The following is a 17062-nucleotide window of genomic DNA, read 5'->3' on the forward strand; positions in this document are numbered from 1 at the left end:
GCGGGGCGGTCCCCGCTGGAAGGATTGACGTCGTGACGACGTTCGTTGACCGGGTCGTCCTGCACATGCAGGCCGGCGACGGCGGGCACGGCTGTGTCTCGATCCACCGGGAGAAGTTCAAGCCCTTCGGCGGCCCGGACGGCGGAAACGGCGGGCACGGCGGCAGCGTCTCGCTGGTCGTCGACCCGCAGGTGACCACGCTGCTGGACTTCCACTTCCGTCCGCACATGAAGGCCGAGAACGGCAAGGGTGGCGCCGGCTCGAACCGGGACGGCGCCAACGGCCACGACCTGGTCATCAAGGTGCCGAACGGCACCGTGGTGCAGACTCTCGACGGCACCGTCCTGGCCGACATGGTCGGCGCGGGCACCACCTTCGAGGCGGCCCGTGGCGGTCGGGGCGGTCGCGGCAACGCGTCGCTGGCCAACGCCCGGCGCAAGGCGCCCGGCTTCGCCGAGCTCGGCGAGCCCGGCGACAAGCTGGACGTGGTGCTCGAGCTCAAGAGCGTGGCCGACGTCGGCCTGGTCGGCTTCCCGTCTGCCGGCAAGTCGTCGCTGATCTCGGTGATCTCCGCCGCCAAACCGAAGATCGCCGACTACCCGTTCACCACCCTGGTGCCCAACCTCGGCGTGGTCCGGGTGGACAACCACACCTTCACCGTCGCCGACGTGCCCGGGCTGATCCCCGGCGCGGCCAGCGGCAAGGGTCTGGGCCTGGAGTTCCTGCGGCACATCGAGCGCTGCGCGGTGCTGGTGCACGTCATCGACACCGCGACGCTGGAGCTCGACCGGGACCCGCTGGCCGACATCGACACCATCGAGGCCGAGCTGAACGAGTACGGCGGTCTCGCCGACCGGCCCCGGCTGGTGGCGCTCAACAAGATCGACGTGCCGGACGGCCGGGACCTGGCCGAGATCGTCCGTCCCGACCTCGAGGCGCGCGGTTTCCGGGTGTTCGAGGTCTCCGCCGCCACCCGCGAGGGGCTCAAGGAGCTCATGTACGCGATGGCGGAGCTGGTGGATGCGGCCCGCGCGGCGACCCCGCCGGCCGAGCCGACCCGGATCGTGATCCGGCCGACCGCGGTGGACGACGCCGGGTTCACCATCGAGGCCGAGTCGGACGGCTCGTACACGGTGCGCGGCACCCGCCCGGAGCGCTGGGTCCGGCAGACCAACTTCGACAACGACGAGGCGGTCGGCTACCTGGCCGACCGGCTGGCCCGGCTGGGCGTCGAGGAGAAGCTGGCCAAGACCGGCGCGCAGCCCGGCGACCTGGTCCGGATCGGCGAGCGCGAGTTCGACTGGCAGCCCACCCACTACGCCGACTTCGTCCCACACATCCGGGGCGCCGACGTGCGGTTGGAGGAGAAGTCGAGCCGGGCCAACGCGGCCGAGCGGTTGGCCGCGCGCAAGGCCCGCCGGGTGCGTCCGGAGGACGAGATCGAGGGCGACGGGATCGGCGCCGATGTGGCGGACGACCTCGAGGACGCTGACTAGCCTCGTACCGTCCGTGATCGGGTCGTATCCCGGAAACCTGGGTGAAATCCACCCGGCATACCGTGGGGCGATGCTGATCGAGTCACGTCCCGCCACCGATCCGGAGATCGCCGCCCTGGTGACCGCCCAGCAGCGGGAGCTGCGGGAGGCCGACGGCGGGCTGGACGGGCAGGTCACCGTGACCCATGACGACATCCGCTATCTCGCGGTGGTGGTCAACGGGCGGGCGGTCGCCTGCGGCGGGCTCCAGGCGCTCGACGAGGGCACCGGTGAGATCAAGCGGATGTACGTGCGGCCGGCGTACCGGGGCCGGGGGATCGCCCGTCAGCTGCTGGCCGCGCTGGAGGAGCTGGCCTTCCAGCGCGGGCACGCGGTGCTCTGCCTGGAGACCGGGACGTACCTGCCGGCCGCGATCGGGCTCTACACCTCGTGCGGTTACGCGCGGATCCCGGTCTACGGCCCGTACGTGGACAACCCGTACAGCGTCTGCTTCGCCAAGCAGCTGCTGGTGCCGGCCTGACCGTCGGGCTCAGGCGCCGGTCTCGGCGTGGGCGACGGTGACCGGCTTCGACTCGGGCGAGGCGTGCTGGCGCAGGAAGATGCTCAGCACGACCAGGGTGTCCACCGCGAGGAACTCGCTCTGCCAGTTCTGCATGGACTGGAACCAGAAGTCGCTGGTGCCGAGGAACTGGAGCGCGCCGATCGGCGGCGCGCCACTCTGCAGCGCCTGCTCGGCGTTGTACTGCGCGGTGCCGCCCAGCAGGTGCCCGACGAACGAGCCGGCGAAGATGAGCAGCAGTGCGAGGGAGAGGCTGTTCCGGTAGACGACCAGCGGCAGCCCGCCGACCCGCACCGGCCAGGGTGACTGCGGGGTGGCCCGGCGCTCGTCGTCCTCCGGCCGGTCGTTCTGGCCCTCCGGCTTCGACTCCGCCGACCCCCGCTGCACCAGGTACGCGGTGAGCAGGACGTAGCCACCCATTTGCAGGAACTCCGACTCCCAGTTCTCGAAGACCGCCTCGGCGAAGTGCCCACTGGCCAGGTATGCCGGCCAACCGATCGGGGCGGCCCCAAACTCGGCCAGCTCCTCGTTGTGCGTCTGCCAACCGAACACGCTCTGCAGCACCAGGAAGACGAAGAACGCGCCGAACATGGCGACGGCCAGTGCGTTGTCCCGCAACCAACGTGGCATCTCAATCCCCCTCCGCCCGGTGACCCGGTAACTCTGCGTTGCCCCGCCGGCGGAATCGGCAAACGCCGCACCGGCGCGTCGCCGGCGGAACGGCGGGAGGGTCGAGCCCGAGGTCAGGGCCGGCCGGCGGGGGTGTCCAGCCGGGTGCCCGTGCCGACCTGGTTCGACAGGAGCAGGCCGAGCGCGAGCATGCCGAACCCGAGCCCGAGGTGCAGCCAGTTGTCCGCGTTGTTGACCGGCAGGAAGTTGACCACGCTCTCCTGGTGGATCACGAACCCGTACAGCCAGATGCCGAGGTAGAGGGCGCCGCCGGCACCGAGGAAGACCCGGGAGCCCGCGACGGTGCGGGCCAGCGCCAGGCCGAGCAGGCCGAAGAAGAGGTGCACCGCGTTGTGCAGGATCGACACCTGGAACACGCCGAACAGCAGGGCGCCCGAGTGGTGCGTGGCGGGGCCCAGCTCGTCGTAGCGGGTGGTGACACCCGGGACGAAGCCCAGCGCGCCGATCAGGAGGAAGACCCCGGCCACCGCCGCGGCGGCCAGCTGGACCCGAGGCTTCGGCCCCGCCGGTCGGCCACCGCGTGCGCCCCGTGCCATCGATGCCACCTCCGTGGATCTGTCCCGCCCGCCGGTCCTCCATTGTGAAGTCGCGGCCGACCGCGGCGCAGAGAAATGACGGAACAGGTATGGACGCGGCAACGGAGGGTAGGTGAATCGGCGGCGCCGGGGCGACCCGGCGCCGATCCCCCAGTGCAACCGCGACGGAATTGCGAGCGGAAGGGAAATCATGACTCACGATCTGTCACCCACCTCTTCGACGTACGAGTCCACCAACGGCGGCGGCGTCCGCGAGCAGGCCCGTCAGGTCGGCTCGGAGGCCGCGCACGCCGGCGGCGCGGTCGCCGAGACCGCCAAGGAACAGGGCAAGGAGGTCGGCCGCGAGGCCGCGCAGCAGGCGCGCAACCTCTACGGAGAGGCCCGCACCCAGCTCGCCGCCCAGACCGGCGAGCAGCAGCGTCGGGCCGCCGGCGGGCTCCGGTCGCTGGCCGACGAGATGCGCACGATGGCCGAGCAGGGTGGCCAGGCCGGCCCGGTGAGCGAGCTGGCCCGGCAGGCCGCCGACCGGGTGCACGGCGTCGCCGGCTGGTTGGAGGCGCGCGAGCCCGGTGACCTGGTCACCGAGGTGCGCGACTACGCCCGGCGCAACCCGGGCACCTTCCTGGTCGGCGCGGCCGTGCTCGGTGTGCTCGCCGGTCGGCTGACCCGCAACATCTCCGCCGCCGGTGGCGACTCCGGCCGGCAGGCGTACGACCGGTACGACGACCCCGAGCGCACCGCCGTCATCCCCACCCCGCCGACCCAGCGCCAGGTCCCGGAGCAGGTGCCGCCGGGCGGCTACCTCGACCCGACCCCGGGCGCGTACGCCGACCCGCAGACCACCACCAGCTACGCGGACCCGGCCGGTGGCACCGGCCAGCCGCTGCCGCCGGTGACCCAGACCGACCCGCTGCCCGGTGTCCCGTCGAGCGGGACGGTGCGTCCGTGAGCGACCGAACCATCCGAAGGGAGGCGGCGGCATGAGCATGCCGACGCAGGGGTCCGGACTGGACTCCGGACCCGCCACGGGCGCCCCGCACACCGCGGCGGAGGTCAAGGGAAGTTCCATCGGTGAGCTGATGCGTCAGGTCACCAGCGACCTGTCCACGCTGATGCGGCAGGAGGTGGAGCTGGCGAAGGCCGAGATCCGCCAGGAGGGGCGCAAGGCGGGCAAGGCCGCCGGTCTCTTCGGCGGCGCCGGCTTCGGCGGCTACATGGTGGCCCTCTTCCTCTCGCTGGCGCTCTGGGCCGGGCTGTCCAACGTGATGGACGCCGGCTGGGCGGGGCTGATCGTGGCCGTTCTCTGGGCCGCGATCGCCGCGGTCCTCTACTCCATGGCCAAGAAGAACGCGCAGCGCGTACGCGGCCTCAAGCAGACCAACGACAGCGTGCAGCGGATCCCCGACGCGCTCAAGCCCCACCCGGAGGGAGTCACCCGATGAGCACCGATCCCGACCAGATCCGCCGGGAGATCGAAGCCACCCGAAACAGCCTCAGCTCCGATGTGGACGCGCTGGCGTACAAGGTCAGCCCGAGCCGCATCGTCGACGACCGTAAGCAGCGGGCCCGTACCGCGCTGCAGAATGTGAGGGACAAGGTCATGGGAACCGCGTCGGACCTCGGCCACGGCACCGGCCACGCCGCCCACTCGGTGGGCGACCGCGCCTCGTCGGCGGCGTCCAGCGTCAGTGACGCCGCGCACTCGGCGGCTTCCACGGTCGGCGACGCCGCGCACTCGGCGGCTTCCACGGTCGGCGACGCCGCGCAGCGTGCCCCGCAGGTCATCCGGCAGAAGTCGGAGGGCAACCCGCTCGCCGCCGGCCTGATCGCGTTCGGCGTCGGCTGGTTGGCTTCCTCGCTGATCCCGGCGACCCGCCGCGAGCAGCAGGTGGCGACGCAGATCAAGGAGAAGGCCGGCGAGCACAGCGGCGCGGTGAAGGAGAAGCTGACCGAGGTCGCCAGCGAGCTCCGGGACGAGCTGCGCGAGCCGGCGCAGCAGGCCACGCAGTCCGTGCAGGCGACCGCGCGGGACGCGGTGCACGCGGTCAAGGACGACACCCGCTCGGCCGCGCAGGACGTCAAGGACCAGGCGCAGCAGGCCGCCGGCCGGTGAACTCCTGACCGATCCGGTCAGCGCGTACCCGCCCCGTGATCGGGTAGCGAACCGCCCGACCCCGTTCCGGACCGAGGTCCCGCCGGGGTCGGGTGGGGAAGCGCCCGATCACGGGGCGGAGTGCGTCGGGATCGTTGTTTCGAGCGGTGGGTGCGGGGTAGCGCTGCCGGTACGGGCGTCAGTCCCCGCAGCAGCCCGGACGGAGGAGACGTGATGACCAGCAACGCGACGAGGTGGGCCCTGCTCGGCGCCGGCACCTTGGCCGCCGCCGGGGTGGGCCGGGTGGTGGCCCGCCGGCGGCGCCGGCGGCAACCGGAGCGACGGGACGGCTGGTACGTGGTGCGTCGAGGGGTCACCGTGGACCGGCCCCGGGACGCGGTGATCGGGTTCTGGACCGACCGGGAGCGGCTGGACCGGGCGCTGGCCGAGTGGGCGAGCCTGGAGCAGCTCGACGGCGACCGGTGGCGGTGCGAGTCGATCGATCCGGCCGACGGGAACGGTGGGTGGCGGGCCGAGATCACCGTCGACGGGCCGGGCGTACTGCGCTGGCGGGTCACCGACGGGCCGGTCCCGCAGCAGGGGCGGGTCGAGTTGGTCGACGCCCCGCAGGGCCGGGGCACCGAGATCCGGGCCGAACTGCGCTACCGGGCCACCCCGCTGCGCCGGGCGTTCGGCCTGGCCGCCGGGAACGAGCCGGACCTGGCCTTGCGGGACACCCTGCGCCGGGTGAAGTCACTGATCGAGTGCGGCCAGATCATCGACACCCGGCACGACCCGTCCGGTCGCAGCCCGCGGCAGGAGCGGGCGACCGACCGGGTCCGGGAGAAGTTGAGCGCGGGAGGACGGGCATGAGGGCGCTGTGCTGGGAAGGTGTCGGCAAGCTGGCGGTGCGCGACGTGCCCGAGCCCCGGCTGCGGGCCGACGGCGACATCATCGTCCGGGTGCGCGCGAGCAGCGTCTGCGGTTCGGACCTGCACCTGATCAACGGCTACCTGCCGGCGATGCGTGAGGGTGACGTCCTCGGCCACGAGTTCATGGGCGAGGTGGTGGAGACCGGCCCCGGGGTGCGGCGACTGCGGGTCGGCGACCGGGTGGTGGTCGGCTCGGTGGTGGCCTGCGGCGCCTGCTGGTACTGCCGCACCGAGCAGTACTCGCTCTGCGACAACTCCAACCCGCAGCCGGTCTTCACCGAGAAGCTCTGGGGTCACTCGCCGGCCGGCATCCTCGGCTACTCGCACGCCGCCGGTGGCTACGCCGGCAGTCACGCCGAGTACATCCGGGTCCCCTTCGGCGACATCGGCGCGTTCGCCGTTCCCGAGGGGGTGCCCGACGACGCCGTGGTCTTCACCTCCGACGCGCTGCCCACCGGCTGGATGGCGGCCGACTTCTGCGCCCTGAAGGGCGGCGAGGTGGTGGCCGTCTGGGGCGCCGGTGGGGTCGGCCAGATGGCGGCCCGCAGCGCGCAGATCCTCGGCGCCGATCGGGTCATCGTCATCGACCGGCTGCCGGAGCGGCTGGCCACCGCCGCCGGGCGGCTCGGTGTGGAGACGATCAACTACGCCGAGACCGACGTGCTGGAGGCGCTCCGCGAGATGACCGCCGGGCGGGGTCCGGATGCCTGCATCGAGGCGGTCGGGATGGAGTCGCACGACGTCGGCCCGAGCTACGCGTACGACCGGGTCAAGCAGGCGGCCCGGTTGGAGACCGACCGGTTGGTCTCGGTCCGGCAGGCGATCATGGCCTGTCGCAAGGGCGGCACGGTGAGCATCGTCGGCGTCTACGCGGGCCTGGTCGACAAGTTCCCGCTCGGCGCGGCGATGAACAAGGCGCTGGTGCTGCGGATGGGGCAGATGCACGCCCAGCGCTACATCCCGATGCTGCTGGACCGGGTCGTCACCGGCGAGATCGATCCCGGCTACCTGGCCACCCACCCGCTGCCGCTGGAGCAGGGGGTACGCGGGTACGAGCTGTTCGAGAAGAAGCAGGACGGCTGCCTGCGTACGGTGCTGCACCCCTGACCGGTGGGCCGGGCCGTGGTCCGGCCCGCCGGTCAGGCGGTGCGCCGCACGTTTGTGATCACGAAACCGCTGGGCGGCAGCGTCGGCAACCGATGCAGGCTCACCGCCAGGTCCTGCGGCGGCACGTCGTAGAGCATGCAGCTGGTCAGGTTGGTCACCGCCCGCTTCATCAACTCGATGGTGATCCACTCGCCGGCGCAGCGGTGCCCGGTGGTGTGCTCCCCGCCGCCCTGCGGGATCAGCCCGAACGGATCAGGCCGGCCTCCGGCGTGCCGTTCCGGCCGGAACAGCTCCGGCTCCGGCCAGAGCGCCGGGTGGTGATTGGTGCCGTAGAGGTCGAGCAGCACCCGCCGTCGGCGGGGGAAGTGGTAGCCCTGCCAGTCGAAGGAGCGCCGCACCCGGGCCGCGGCGACCGGAAAGAACGGGTAGTAGCGCCGGACCTCCTGGACGAACCAACCGGTGGCCTCGTCGTCGTCGCGGACCCGCTGTCGCCACGCCGGATGGTCGTGCAGGGCGAGCGCCGCGAAGACGATGAACCGGTCGACCGCGACGGTCGGCCGCAGCACGTTGAGCAGCTCGACCGCGGCGATCCGGCGCGGCAACGGCCGGCCCTGGGTGTCGTGGTGGTCGGCGATGACCCGCAGCGCGCTGCCGGCCGGCGCCGGCAGCGCGCCGGCCCGGACCCGGTCGACGAGGTCGGCCAGCCATCGTTCGCCGCGGCGACGGGCCAGCAGCCCCCGCCAGTGCGTCGGCCCGATGGCCGCCCCGCTGCCGATCATCGCGTGCAGGTCGTCGGTGCGGCGCACGACCTGCCCCTCGGCCAGCGGCACCCCGGCCCAGGCGCAAACCGTCCGGGTGAGCATCCGCCCCAGCTCCCGATAGAGCACCACCGGTCCGGCCCCCTCCCAGACCGGGACCCGGGCCCGCCACTCGTCGTCGAAGAGCTGGGCGAGGTGCCGCACGGCGGTCGGCGTCATCAGCGCCATCAGCATCGTCTTGCGGTCCCGGTGTGCCGCGCCGTCCAGGCCCTGCACCCCACCGCGTCCGGTGAGCGTCCGCTGCACCCGCAGCGGCATCGCGCCGGCCCGCTGGAAGCGTTCCGGGTCGTAGAAGAGTTCGGCGGCGGGCCGGCCGCGCAGGCAGATGGTCCGTCTCAGCAGCAGCCGGGTCTGGAAGATGTCGCTGTCGTACCGGTCGCAGCGCGCGCCGATGAACCGGTAGCCGTCGCGGAGCAGGGCGAGGGTGCTCTCCGGACTGCGGTCGGCCGGGATGGTCGCCATCGGGCCTCCTGAGGCGGGTGACGGGCGTCGCCGCCGGATCTTCCTGACGCCGGACTACCCAGGTCAGCGCCCCTGAACCCCGCCGCCGGGCCGCTCGGGCCAACGCCGAGCGGGCCGGTGGGGGAGGGGCCAGCGGACCGAAGCATCCGCTGGCCCCTCCCAGGGGCCCGGAAACCTGGTTCGCTGCGTGGAGCGGCCCGCGCGGGCAGACGGCCGGAGGGGCCGGCGCGGCGGGGCGGCACGGCATCACCGATCACGGGGAGGGACGAATGCGGGGCAACGGTTCGCCGTACTGGCGGTAGCGGCGGGCGATCGGTGCGCCCGGTGTCGGGCCGGGCGGGGCTGACACCCCGCTGATCGCGCCGCCTCGGCGGTCCACCCGACCGCCGCGTCACTTCACCGTGCACCTGGGCTTCACGGCGGCCGGCCCGGTCGACGCCCGGGAGCTGGCGGTCGCCTACGCCGAGGCGCTGAGCCTGCTCCGCCCCGAGCTGGCGCTCGGCGCGGCCGCCCTGTCACCCGCCGATGCCTGGCACCGGGCCGAGCGGCTCTTCTGCGGCGCGGTCGGCCCCGACGGGGAGCGCTGCGCCGACGTGGCCGGCCACCCCGGCTTCCACCACGCCCCCGGTCCGGGCGGCCTGGGCTGGGGCGACGGCGACTCGTGACGCCGGCCGTCTCAGTCCAGGTCGAACTCGCCGTCCTGGGCGCCCGCGACGAAGGCGTCCCACTCGGCCTGGGTGAAGACCAGCACCGGCCCGTCCGGCTCGGCCGAGTTGCGCATGCCGATCAGGTCGTCGACGAAGGCGACCTCCACGGCGCTCTCGGAAGTGTCGCCGTCGGCCCGCTGCCAGACCGCCCGGGACAGGTCGAAGTCGCCCTTGGGGTGCACAGACATGGTGTTTCCTCCAGTGCCACGCGTCGCGGGGGGAACGTCTCCGGATCCCCATCGGGCAGGATAAGCGGATGCCGAGCCTGACCCGTGTAGAGGCGACCGCGCGTGGCGCGTCGATTACCGTCGAGTCCTACCAGGTGGACCTCGACCTGACCGGCGACGGCGAGCGGTTCCACTCGCACGTCACGATCCGGTTCCGAGCCACCCCCGACACCGCGACCTTCGCCGAGGTCAAACCCGCCAAGCTGCTGGCCGTACGGCTCAACGGCGACGACCTCGACCCCGACGCGCTCGACGACAACCGGCTGCCGCTGACCGGTCTGCGCGCCGAGAACACGCTCGTCGTCGAGGCCGAGATGGCCTACTCCAACACCGGCGAGGGAATGCACCGCTTCGTCGACCCGGCCGACGGCGAGACCTACCTCTACGCCATGTCCTTCCTCGACGACGTGCAGCGCATCTTCGCCGCCTTCGACCAGCCCGACCTCAAGGCGCCGGTCACCCTCGCGGTCACCGCCCCGCCGGAGTGGACAGTCGCCGGCAACGCCGAGGTGGCCGCCAACCCGGCGCCCGGCCGCTGGGAGTTCGCCCCTACCGCGCCGCTGGCCACCTACTTCTTCTCGCTGATCGCCGGGCCCTACCACGTCCGCCGCGACGAGCACGACGGGATCCCGCTGGGCCTCTACTGCCGCCGCTCGCTCGCCGAGCACCTGGACGCCGACGCCGAGGAGATCTTCACCGTCACCAGACAGTGCCTGGACCGGTTCCACCAGCTCTTCACCGAGCGCTACCCGTTCGGCAAGTACGACCAGGCGTTCGTGCCGGAGTTCAACGCCGGCGCGATGGAGAACCCGGGTCTCGTGACGTTCCGCGACGACTACGTGTTCCGTTCGGCGGTGACCGACAGCCAGCGGGAGCTGCGGGCCAGCACCATCGCCCACGAGATGGCGCACATGTGGTTCGGCGACCTGGTCACCATGCGCTGGTGGGACGACCTGTGGCTGAACGAGTCGTTCGCCGAGTACCTGGGCACCCGGGTGACCGCCGAGGCGACCCGGTTCGACCAGGCCTGGACGACCTTCGCCATGCGCCGCAAGGCCTGGGGCTACGCCGCCGACCAGCGTCCCTCCACCCACCCGGTCGCTCCGCAGGAGGTGGCCGACGCCGCCCAGGGCCTGCTCAACTTCGACGGCATCTCCTACGCCAAGGGCGCCAGCGTGCTGCGGCAGCTGGTCGCCTGGCTCGGCGACGAGGCATTCCTCGCCGGTCTCAACGCGCACTTCGCGGCGCACCGCTTCGGCAACGCCACCCTCGACGACCTGCTGGCCAGTCTCTCCACCGCCAGCGGTCGGGACCTCTCCGACTGGGCCGAGCGCTGGCTGCGCCGGGCGCAGGTCAACACGTTGCGCGCCGAGGTCACGGTGGACGCCGACGGCCGCTACAGCGAGGTGGCCGTGGTGCAGACCGCTCCCGAGTCGCATCCGGTGCTGCGCCCGCACCGGATCGGCGTGGGCCGCTACGCCGTCGACGGCACGCGCGACCGGGTCGAGGTCGATCTCGACCCGGGCGCCGACGGCGGCCGGACGGTTCTGCACGAGCTGACCGGCGCACCGGCCGCCCGCCTGCTGCTGCCCAACGACGGTGACCTGACCTTCGCCAAGGTGCGCCTCGATCCGGCCTCGGCCGACGCCGTACCGCTGGTGCTCCCCGGCCTGGCCGATCCGCTGGCCCGGGCGCTGCTCTGGGGTGAGGCGCTGGACGCGGCCACGGACGGCGAGCGTCCGGTCGCCGGCGTGGTCGCGCTGATCGCCGCCGCGCTCCCCGCGGAGACCGAGGTGATCATCACCGAGGACGTGCTCACCCTGAGCCGGTCGCTGGTCGACCGCTACCTCGATCCGGCCACCCGGGAGGCGGCACTGGCCCGGATCAGCGACGCCTGCGCCCGGCTGCTCGCCGACGCCGCGCCCGGCGAGTCGCTGCAGCTCGCCGCCGCCCGAGGGCTGATCGCGGCCACCATCGACGCCGACCTGCTGACCGGTTGGCTGGCCGGCCGCGCGGTGCCCGCCGGGCTGGCCGTCGACGCCGAGCTGCGCTGGGCGGTGCTGCGCCGGCTGGTGGTGCTCGGCGCCGCCGGTGAGGCCGAGATCGCCGCCGAGGAAGCGGCGGACCCGAGCGCGGCCGGTGCCGAACGGGCCGCCCGCTGCCGCGCGGCACTGCCCGACGCGGCGGCGAAGCAGGCGGCCTGGGAGATCATCGTCAGCAACACCGAGCTCTCCAACCGGCTGGTCGAGGCGACCGCGGAGGGCTTCTGGCAGCCCGAGCAGGCCGAGCTGACCGCGGCGTACGTCGAGCGGTACTTCGCCGAGATGCCCGCCGTGGCGCGGCTGCGTACCCCGTGGACCGCCGACCGGGTGGCTAGCCTGGCCTTTCCCCGCTACGCCGTGGCGCAGCCGACCCGGGAGGCCGCCGTGGCGCTGCTGGCCCGCGACGACCTGACGCCCGGCCTGCGCCGGGTGGTCACCGACGCCGACGACGACCTGCGGCGGGCGCTCATCGCCCGCACCGCGGTCGCCGCCGCCGCGGCCTGACCCGACCGCCGGCGCGCGCGGAAAGGCGGCGCGCGCCGGCGGCCCGGTGACGGGTCAGCGCACCGCCGGGTCGGAGGTCACCGGGGCGTCCCAGTCGATGACGTAGCGCTGCTCGTGACCCACCGTCCGCTCCGGATCCATCGCCGTCTTCATCAGCAGCGGCATGAGCAGCGGCATCAGCGTCCGGGCCAGCGCGCCGGGCGCCTTGGCCCGGTTGATCCGGGCCGCCCGGGCGGCGACCTTCTCCACCCGGCCGCGCCGCAGCCGCTCGTAGGCGGCGAACGCTGCGCCGACGTCGGGCAGGTCGCGCAGGCAGCGGGCGAGCTGCACGGCGCTCTCGATGGCCAGCGACGCACCCTGCCCGGAGCTGTTCGACGGCGCGTGCGCCGAGTCGCCCACCAGCACCATCCGTCCACGGTGCCAGCGCGGCACCGGCGGCATGATCAGTAGGGAGCCCACCACCTGCAGGTCGTCGGCGTCGCTGGTCAGCATCAGCTGCCGGCCGGGGTCGTCGTCGCCGTAGGCGGCGCGCAGGACCCGCAGCCACTCGGCGGCCGGCACCGCGCGGGCCTCGGCGAGGGTCATCAGCCGCTGCTGCGGCAGGTTCACCCCCCACCGGGTGCCGCCGCCCGGCTCCGGCCAGTAGAGGTAGTAGCCGCGCCGGCCGAAGGCGAAGGTCATGGTGCCCGGCTCGGCGTCCACCTCGTGCCGGGCCACCGCCTCGAAGCCGAGCAGCCCGGTGGGGCGCGGGCCGGGCGCGTCCGGGTCGATGAGCGTACGGACGGTCGAGCGGATTCCGTCGGCGCCGACGAGGATGTCGGCGGTGGTGGTGCTGCCGTCGGCGAACCGCGCGATGACGCCGGCCGCCGTCTCCCGCGCGTCGACCAGGCGCTTGCCGTACGCGATCGGCACGCCCTCGGCCACGGCCCGGTCGTGCAGCGCGCGGTGCAGGTCGGCGCGGTGCACCACCCGCAGCGGCGGTACGCCGACCAGCCCCGGCAGTTCGAGGTGTTTACGGCCGACGCCCATCGCGGTGCGGTGGATCGGGGTGGCGAGCTCGGTCACCGCGCTCTCCGCGCCAACGGCGCGCAGCGCGGCGACGCCGTTGGGGGCGAGCGCGATGGTGCCGCCGAGGCCGTCGGCGCTGCTCGGGTACGCCTCGTGGACGGTGGCGGTGATGCCGGCGCGGTGCAGCGCCAGCGCGGTCACCGGGCCGGCGATGCCGCCGCCGATGACGATGGCCGTGCGCACTGTGGTCATGGTGGTCTCCCTGGTCGTCGGTGCTCGCGGGTGGCACCGACCTGGGAGGGAGCCCGGCTATCCTCGTGGTTGCCGCTTCGGGCCGGAGCACCTTCCCAGGTGCGGTACCGAGGTAGGGCCCCGGCGTGGTGTTGGCGCACCGCGCCGGGGCCGTCTGTCACTGCGTGGAGCCACCCCCCTCGGCGAGATCGGTCAGCTCCGGCGGCAGCTCGCCGGTCTCGTGGAAGGCCCGCCACTGGTCGAGCCCCGGGTAGGTGCCGGCGCGCAGTTCGGCCAGCAGGGCCCGGATCCAGGTCGCCTCGGCCTCCCGGATGGCCAGGTCGTACTCCGACTCGACCAGGAACAGCCGCGGGATCTGCCGCAGGTGCTCGGTGAGCGCGTCCCGCCCAACCCCGATCCCCTCCTCCAGCAACTCCAGGCGTTGCCGCAGCAGCGCGGCCGCCTCGTCGGGGTGCAGCACGGCGAGTACCGAGAGCCCGGCGCGGAAGCGGGGGTGCTCCGGCTCCGGGGTCGACACCAGCTCGCGCGCCCAGTCGACCAGCTCGGCCCGGCCCGCCTCGGTGATCTGGTAGACGGTGCGCTCGGGGCGCCGGCCGGCGCGGACGCTCTCCACCGCCGTGATCAGGCCGTGTCGGTCCAGGTTGCGGACGACGGTGTAGAAGGAGCCCCACTTGATCTCCATGTCCTGGTCCTTGCCCCAGGCGCGGAGAGTGGTGGCGATCTCGTACGGGTGCATGGGCCGCTGGGCGAGGGCGGAGAGCACGGCCAGGGCCAGTAGGTTGCCGACCTTGCGCTGCCTCGGCATGGCGGCCTCCGCTGCTCGCTGACGATTACTTGCAGACGAGTATATGGGCCGGGCCTTCCCGCGGGTCCACCCCGTCCGGAAGGTCACACGCCGGGCTGGGCCCGAGCTGGCGGCGACGGCGTCCGGCCTACGATCACGGGGTGGAGGAAGATATCCGGCGGATCGGGATCATGGGTGGCACCTTCGACCCGATCCACCACGGGCACCTCGTCGCGGCCAGCGAGGTGGCGGACCGGTTCGGTCTCGACGAGGTGGTCTTCGTCCCCACCGGTCAGCCGTGGCAGAAGGCGGACGAGCCGGTCAGCCCGGCCGAGGACCGCTACCTGATGACGGTGATCGCCACCGCCTCCAACCCCCGCTTCCAGGTCAGCCGGGTCGACATCGACCGGGGCGGCCCCACCTACACCGTCGACACCCTGCGCGATCTGCAGAACGAGTACGGGCCGAAGGTGCAGCTCTACTTCATCACCGGCGCGGACGCGCTGTCGAAGATCCTCTCCTGGAAGGACCTGGACGAGATCTTCGAACTGGCTCACTTCATCGGGGTGACCCGGCCGGGGTTCAAGCTCACCGACGAGCATCTGCCCGCCGACACGGTGAGTCTGGTGCAGGTGCCTGCGATGGCCATCTCGTCCACCAACTGCCGCGACCGGGTCGCCCGGGGTGAGCCGGTCTGGTACCTGGTGCCCGACGGTGTGGTGCAGTACATCGCCAAGCGGCGCCTTTATCAGGCGTGACGACGCCCGCTATGCGGCGTCTGGCCGGGTAATCGACCAGAACTGACAAGTCGGGACGCCGCCGCATGTGAGACGCTTGAAGGGTCGCACGGTTGATCGAAGGAGAACGGTGACAGTTTCTGAACGCGCGTACGAGCTGGCGACCGCCGCGGCCCAGGCCGCCGCCGACAAGAAGGCGCAGGACATCGTCATCATCGATGTAGGCGACCAGCTCGCCATCACCGACGCGTTCCTGCTCGCCGCGGCCCCGAACGAGCGTCAGGTGCTCGCCATCGTCGACGCCATCGAGGAGCGCCTGCTGGAGCTGCCGGAGAAGGCCAAGCCGGTGCGGCGCGAGGGCGAGCGTGGCGGTCGGTGGGTGCTGCTCGACTACGTCGACATCGTGGTGCACGTCCAGCACACCGAGGAGCGCGAGTTCTACGCCCTCGACCGGCTGTGGAAGGACTGCCCGACGATCCCGTTCGTCGACCGCGACCTGGTCGACGCCGAGTCCGGCACGGGTTCCGCCGCGGAATGACCCGCCTGATCATCTGGCGGCACGGCAACACCGACTGGAACGCCGCCAACCGGGTCCAGGGCCAGACCGACGTACCCCTGAACGATCTCGGCCGGGAGCAGGCCCGCGCCGCCGCGCCGCTGCTCGCCGGGCTGCGTCCGGACGCCCTGGTCGCCAGCGACCTCAGCCGGGCCGCGGAGACCGCGGCCGCGCTGGCCGCCCTGACCGGGCTGCCGGTACGCAGCGACGCCCGGCTGCGGGAACGCCACTTCGGGCGCTGGCAGGGGCTCACCCTCACCGAGGTCGCCGAGCAGTTCCCCGCCGAGTACGCCCGCTGGCGGGCCGGCGACCCGGACCCGGGGGCGGACATCGAGACCCTGGACGACCTGGGCAAGCGGGTCGGCGCGGCGCTCACCGAGGCCGCCGACGCCGTGCCCGGTGGCACCGTCGTGGTCGCCACCCACGGCGGCGGCGCCCGGCAGGGCGTCGGGCACCTGCTCGGCTGGGAGTCGGGCGTGCTGCGTACCGTCGGCTCGCTGCAGAACTGCCACTGGACCGAGCTGCGCCACGACGACGTACGGGGCTGGCACCTGCGGTCGCACAACGTCGGGCTGGTCGTCGCGCCGGCCGTCGCCGACGCGGTCTGACGCGGCCTCGTCGGACGGGGTCGGCATCGGCTAGCGTGCCGGGCATGCCCGTCGCGGTCGTCACCGACTCCACCGCCTACCTCCCGCCCGAGCTGGTGCACGCGCATCGGCTGACCGTGGTGCCGCTGACCGTCGTGCTCAACGGCGCGGAGGGGCTGGAGGGGGTGGAGGTCCACCCCACCGACGCGACCCGGGCGCTCAGCGGCCGGCGGGTCTCGGCGAGCACCTCCCGCCCCGCCCCGGAGCAGTTCGCGCAGACGTACCGCAAGCTGCTCGACGCCGGCGCGGAGGGTGTGCTGTCGGTGCACCTGTCGGCGGAGCTCTCCGGCACGGTCGAGGCGGCCCGGCTGGCCGCCGACGAGCTCGGCGGCCGGGTCGCGGTGGTCGACAGCCGCTCCACCGGTCTGGGCCTGGGTTTCCCGGTGCTCGCCGCCGCGGAGGCCGCCGCCGGGGGCGCGGATCTGGCGGGGGTACGTCAGGCCGCGCTCGACGCGGTGGCCCGGACCACCATCTACTTCTACGTGGACACCCTGGAGTTCCTCCGCAAGGGTGGCCGGATCAACGCGGCCGAGGCGCTGCTCGGCACCGCGCTTTCGGTGAAGCCGATCATGCACATGCCGGACGGGGCGATCGTGCTCAAGGACAAGGTCCGCACCGCCAGTCGGGGCGTGGCACGGCTCATCGACCTGGCCGTCGAGGCGGCCGGGGACGCCGAGGTCGACCTGGGCGTGCACCACCTCGCCGCGGCGCAGCGGGCCGAGGCGCTGCGCGCCGCGCTGATCGAGCGGCTCGGCGACCAGGTGCGCGAGACGTATCTGTCGGAGGCCGGCGCGGTGGTCGCCGCGCATGCCGGACCGGGCCTGGCCTGCGTGGTGGTGCACCGCCGTCCGGCGGCGTCCGGCGACCCCGGCCAGAGCTGACGGACGCTGTCGAACTGCCCCATAT

General features: G+C 73.2%; 19 protein-coding genes. 13 read left to right on the top strand and 6 right to left on the bottom strand.

The features are described from left to right. Positions 1–32: 32 nt before the first annotated feature. Positions 33–1496, top strand: a complete 1464-nt coding sequence (obgE, locus tag ACIP9D_RS27030; RefSeq protein WP_350873957.1) for a GTPase ObgE — start codon at positions 33–35, stop codon at positions 1494–1496. Between the two features lie 70 nt (positions 1497–1566). Then, positions 1567–2016, top strand: coding sequence for a GNAT family N-acetyltransferase (locus tag ACIP9D_RS27035; RefSeq protein WP_350873959.1), 450 nt, complete (start codon positions 1567–1569; stop codon positions 2014–2016). Positions 2017–2025: 9 nt separating this feature from the next. Here the strand turns inward: ACIP9D_RS27035 and ACIP9D_RS27040 are convergent, their stop codons facing one another. Both ACIP9D_RS27040 and ACIP9D_RS27045 read right to left on the bottom strand, forming a co-directional pair. Continuing rightward, on the bottom strand, positions 2026–2685 hold the full coding sequence (locus tag ACIP9D_RS27040; RefSeq protein WP_350873960.1) for a DUF6766 family protein: 660 nt from the start codon (positions 2683–2685) through the stop codon (positions 2026–2028). 113 nt (positions 2686–2798) lie between these two features. Then, positions 2799–3281, bottom strand: coding sequence for a DUF4383 domain-containing protein (locus ACIP9D_RS27045; protein WP_350873962.1), 483 nt, complete (start codon positions 3279–3281; stop codon positions 2799–2801). Between the two features lie 190 nt (positions 3282–3471). On the opposite strand from ACIP9D_RS27045, the gene ACIP9D_RS27050 reads away from it, so the two are divergent. From ACIP9D_RS27050 to ACIP9D_RS27070, 5 genes are all read left to right on the top strand, one after another. Then, positions 3472–4230 (top strand): hypothetical protein, encoded by a 759-nt coding sequence (locus ACIP9D_RS27050; RefSeq protein WP_350873963.1) that lies wholly within the window; start codon positions 3472–3474, stop codon positions 4228–4230. 31 nt (positions 4231–4261) lie between these two features. Then, positions 4262–4723 (top strand): phage holin family protein, encoded by a 462-nt coding sequence (locus ACIP9D_RS27055; protein WP_350873964.1) that lies wholly within the window; start codon positions 4262–4264, stop codon positions 4721–4723. Next, positions 4720–5394 carry a DUF3618 domain-containing protein gene (locus ACIP9D_RS27060; RefSeq protein ID WP_350873965.1) on the top strand — a complete coding sequence of 225 codons (675 nt, stop codon included), beginning with the start codon at positions 4720–4722 and terminating at the stop codon, positions 5392–5394. The genes ACIP9D_RS27055 and ACIP9D_RS27060 overlap by 4 nt, the downstream gene beginning before the upstream one ends. Positions 5395–5607: 213 nt before the next feature. Further along, positions 5608–6246, top strand: coding sequence for a cyclase (locus ACIP9D_RS27065; protein ID WP_350873966.1), 639 nt, complete (start codon positions 5608–5610; stop codon positions 6244–6246). Next, positions 6243–7412, top strand: a complete 1170-nt coding sequence (locus ACIP9D_RS27070; RefSeq protein ID WP_350873967.1) for a zinc-dependent alcohol dehydrogenase — start codon at positions 6243–6245, stop codon at positions 7410–7412. Before ACIP9D_RS27065 ends, ACIP9D_RS27070 begins: the two co-directional genes overlap by 4 nt. A gap of 32 nt (positions 7413–7444) precedes the next feature. Here ACIP9D_RS27070 and ACIP9D_RS27075 read toward each other — a convergent pair whose 3' ends face one another. Beyond that, positions 7445–8692: a cytochrome P450 gene (locus tag ACIP9D_RS27075; protein WP_350873968.1), complete on the bottom strand. Its 1248-nt coding sequence runs from the start codon at positions 8690–8692 to the stop codon at positions 7445–7447. 401 nt (positions 8693–9093) lie between these two features. Here ACIP9D_RS27075 and ACIP9D_RS27080 point away from each other — a divergent pair, with 401 nt between their 5' ends. After that, complete coding sequence (locus tag ACIP9D_RS27080) at positions 9094–9357, top strand: hypothetical protein (RefSeq protein WP_350873969.1); 264 nt, start codon at positions 9094–9096, stop codon at positions 9355–9357. An 11-nt stretch (positions 9358–9368) separates the two neighbouring features. Here ACIP9D_RS27080 and ACIP9D_RS27085 read toward each other — a convergent pair whose 3' ends face one another. Continuing rightward, complete coding sequence (locus tag ACIP9D_RS27085) at positions 9369–9587, bottom strand: DUF397 domain-containing protein (protein ID WP_350873970.1); 219 nt, start codon at positions 9585–9587, stop codon at positions 9369–9371. Positions 9588–9655: 68 nt separating this feature from the next. Between ACIP9D_RS27085 and pepN the strand changes: the two genes are divergently transcribed. Further along, positions 9656–12172, top strand: coding sequence for an aminopeptidase N (gene pepN, locus ACIP9D_RS27090; RefSeq protein ID WP_350873971.1), 2517 nt, complete (start codon positions 9656–9658; stop codon positions 12170–12172). A 54-nt stretch (positions 12173–12226) separates the two neighbouring features. Here pepN and ACIP9D_RS27095 read toward each other — a convergent pair whose 3' ends face one another. Both ACIP9D_RS27095 and ACIP9D_RS27100 read right to left on the bottom strand, forming a co-directional pair. Continuing rightward, positions 12227–13432 (bottom strand): NAD(P)/FAD-dependent oxidoreductase, encoded by a 1206-nt coding sequence (locus ACIP9D_RS27095; RefSeq protein WP_350873972.1) that lies wholly within the window; start codon positions 13430–13432, stop codon positions 12227–12229. Positions 13433–13589: 157 nt separating this feature from the next. Further along, the gene (locus ACIP9D_RS27100) at positions 13590–14237 is read right to left on the bottom strand and encodes a PadR family transcriptional regulator (protein ID WP_350873973.1); all 648 of its coding nucleotides are present in this window, start codon (positions 14235–14237) and stop codon (positions 13590–13592) included. A 140-nt stretch (positions 14238–14377) separates the two neighbouring features. On the opposite strand from ACIP9D_RS27100, the gene nadD reads away from it, so the two are divergent. From nadD to ACIP9D_RS27120, 4 genes are all read left to right on the top strand, one after another. Further along, positions 14378–14974, top strand: coding sequence for a nicotinate-nucleotide adenylyltransferase (gene nadD, locus ACIP9D_RS27105; protein WP_350873974.1), 597 nt, complete (start codon positions 14378–14380; stop codon positions 14972–14974). Positions 14975–15083: 109 nt separating this feature from the next. Then, a complete protein-coding gene (gene rsfS / locus ACIP9D_RS27110) occupies positions 15084–15491 on the top strand; it encodes a ribosome silencing factor (RefSeq protein WP_350873975.1) in 408 nt (135 codons plus the stop codon). Beyond that, positions 15488–16117: a histidine phosphatase family protein gene (locus ACIP9D_RS27115; RefSeq protein ID WP_350873976.1), complete on the top strand. Its 630-nt coding sequence runs from the start codon at positions 15488–15490 to the stop codon at positions 16115–16117. The genes rsfS and ACIP9D_RS27115 overlap by 4 nt, the downstream gene beginning before the upstream one ends. A gap of 44 nt (positions 16118–16161) precedes the next feature. Beyond that, positions 16162–17037: a DegV family protein gene (locus tag ACIP9D_RS27120; protein WP_350873977.1), complete on the top strand. Its 876-nt coding sequence runs from the start codon at positions 16162–16164 to the stop codon at positions 17035–17037. Positions 17038–17062 lie beyond the last annotated feature (25 nt).

This window comes from Micromonospora sp. NPDC093243, from assembly GCF_044753725.1.
In the GTDB taxonomy this organism is placed as follows: domain Bacteria; phylum Actinomycetota; class Actinomycetes; order Mycobacteriales; family Micromonosporaceae; genus Micromonospora.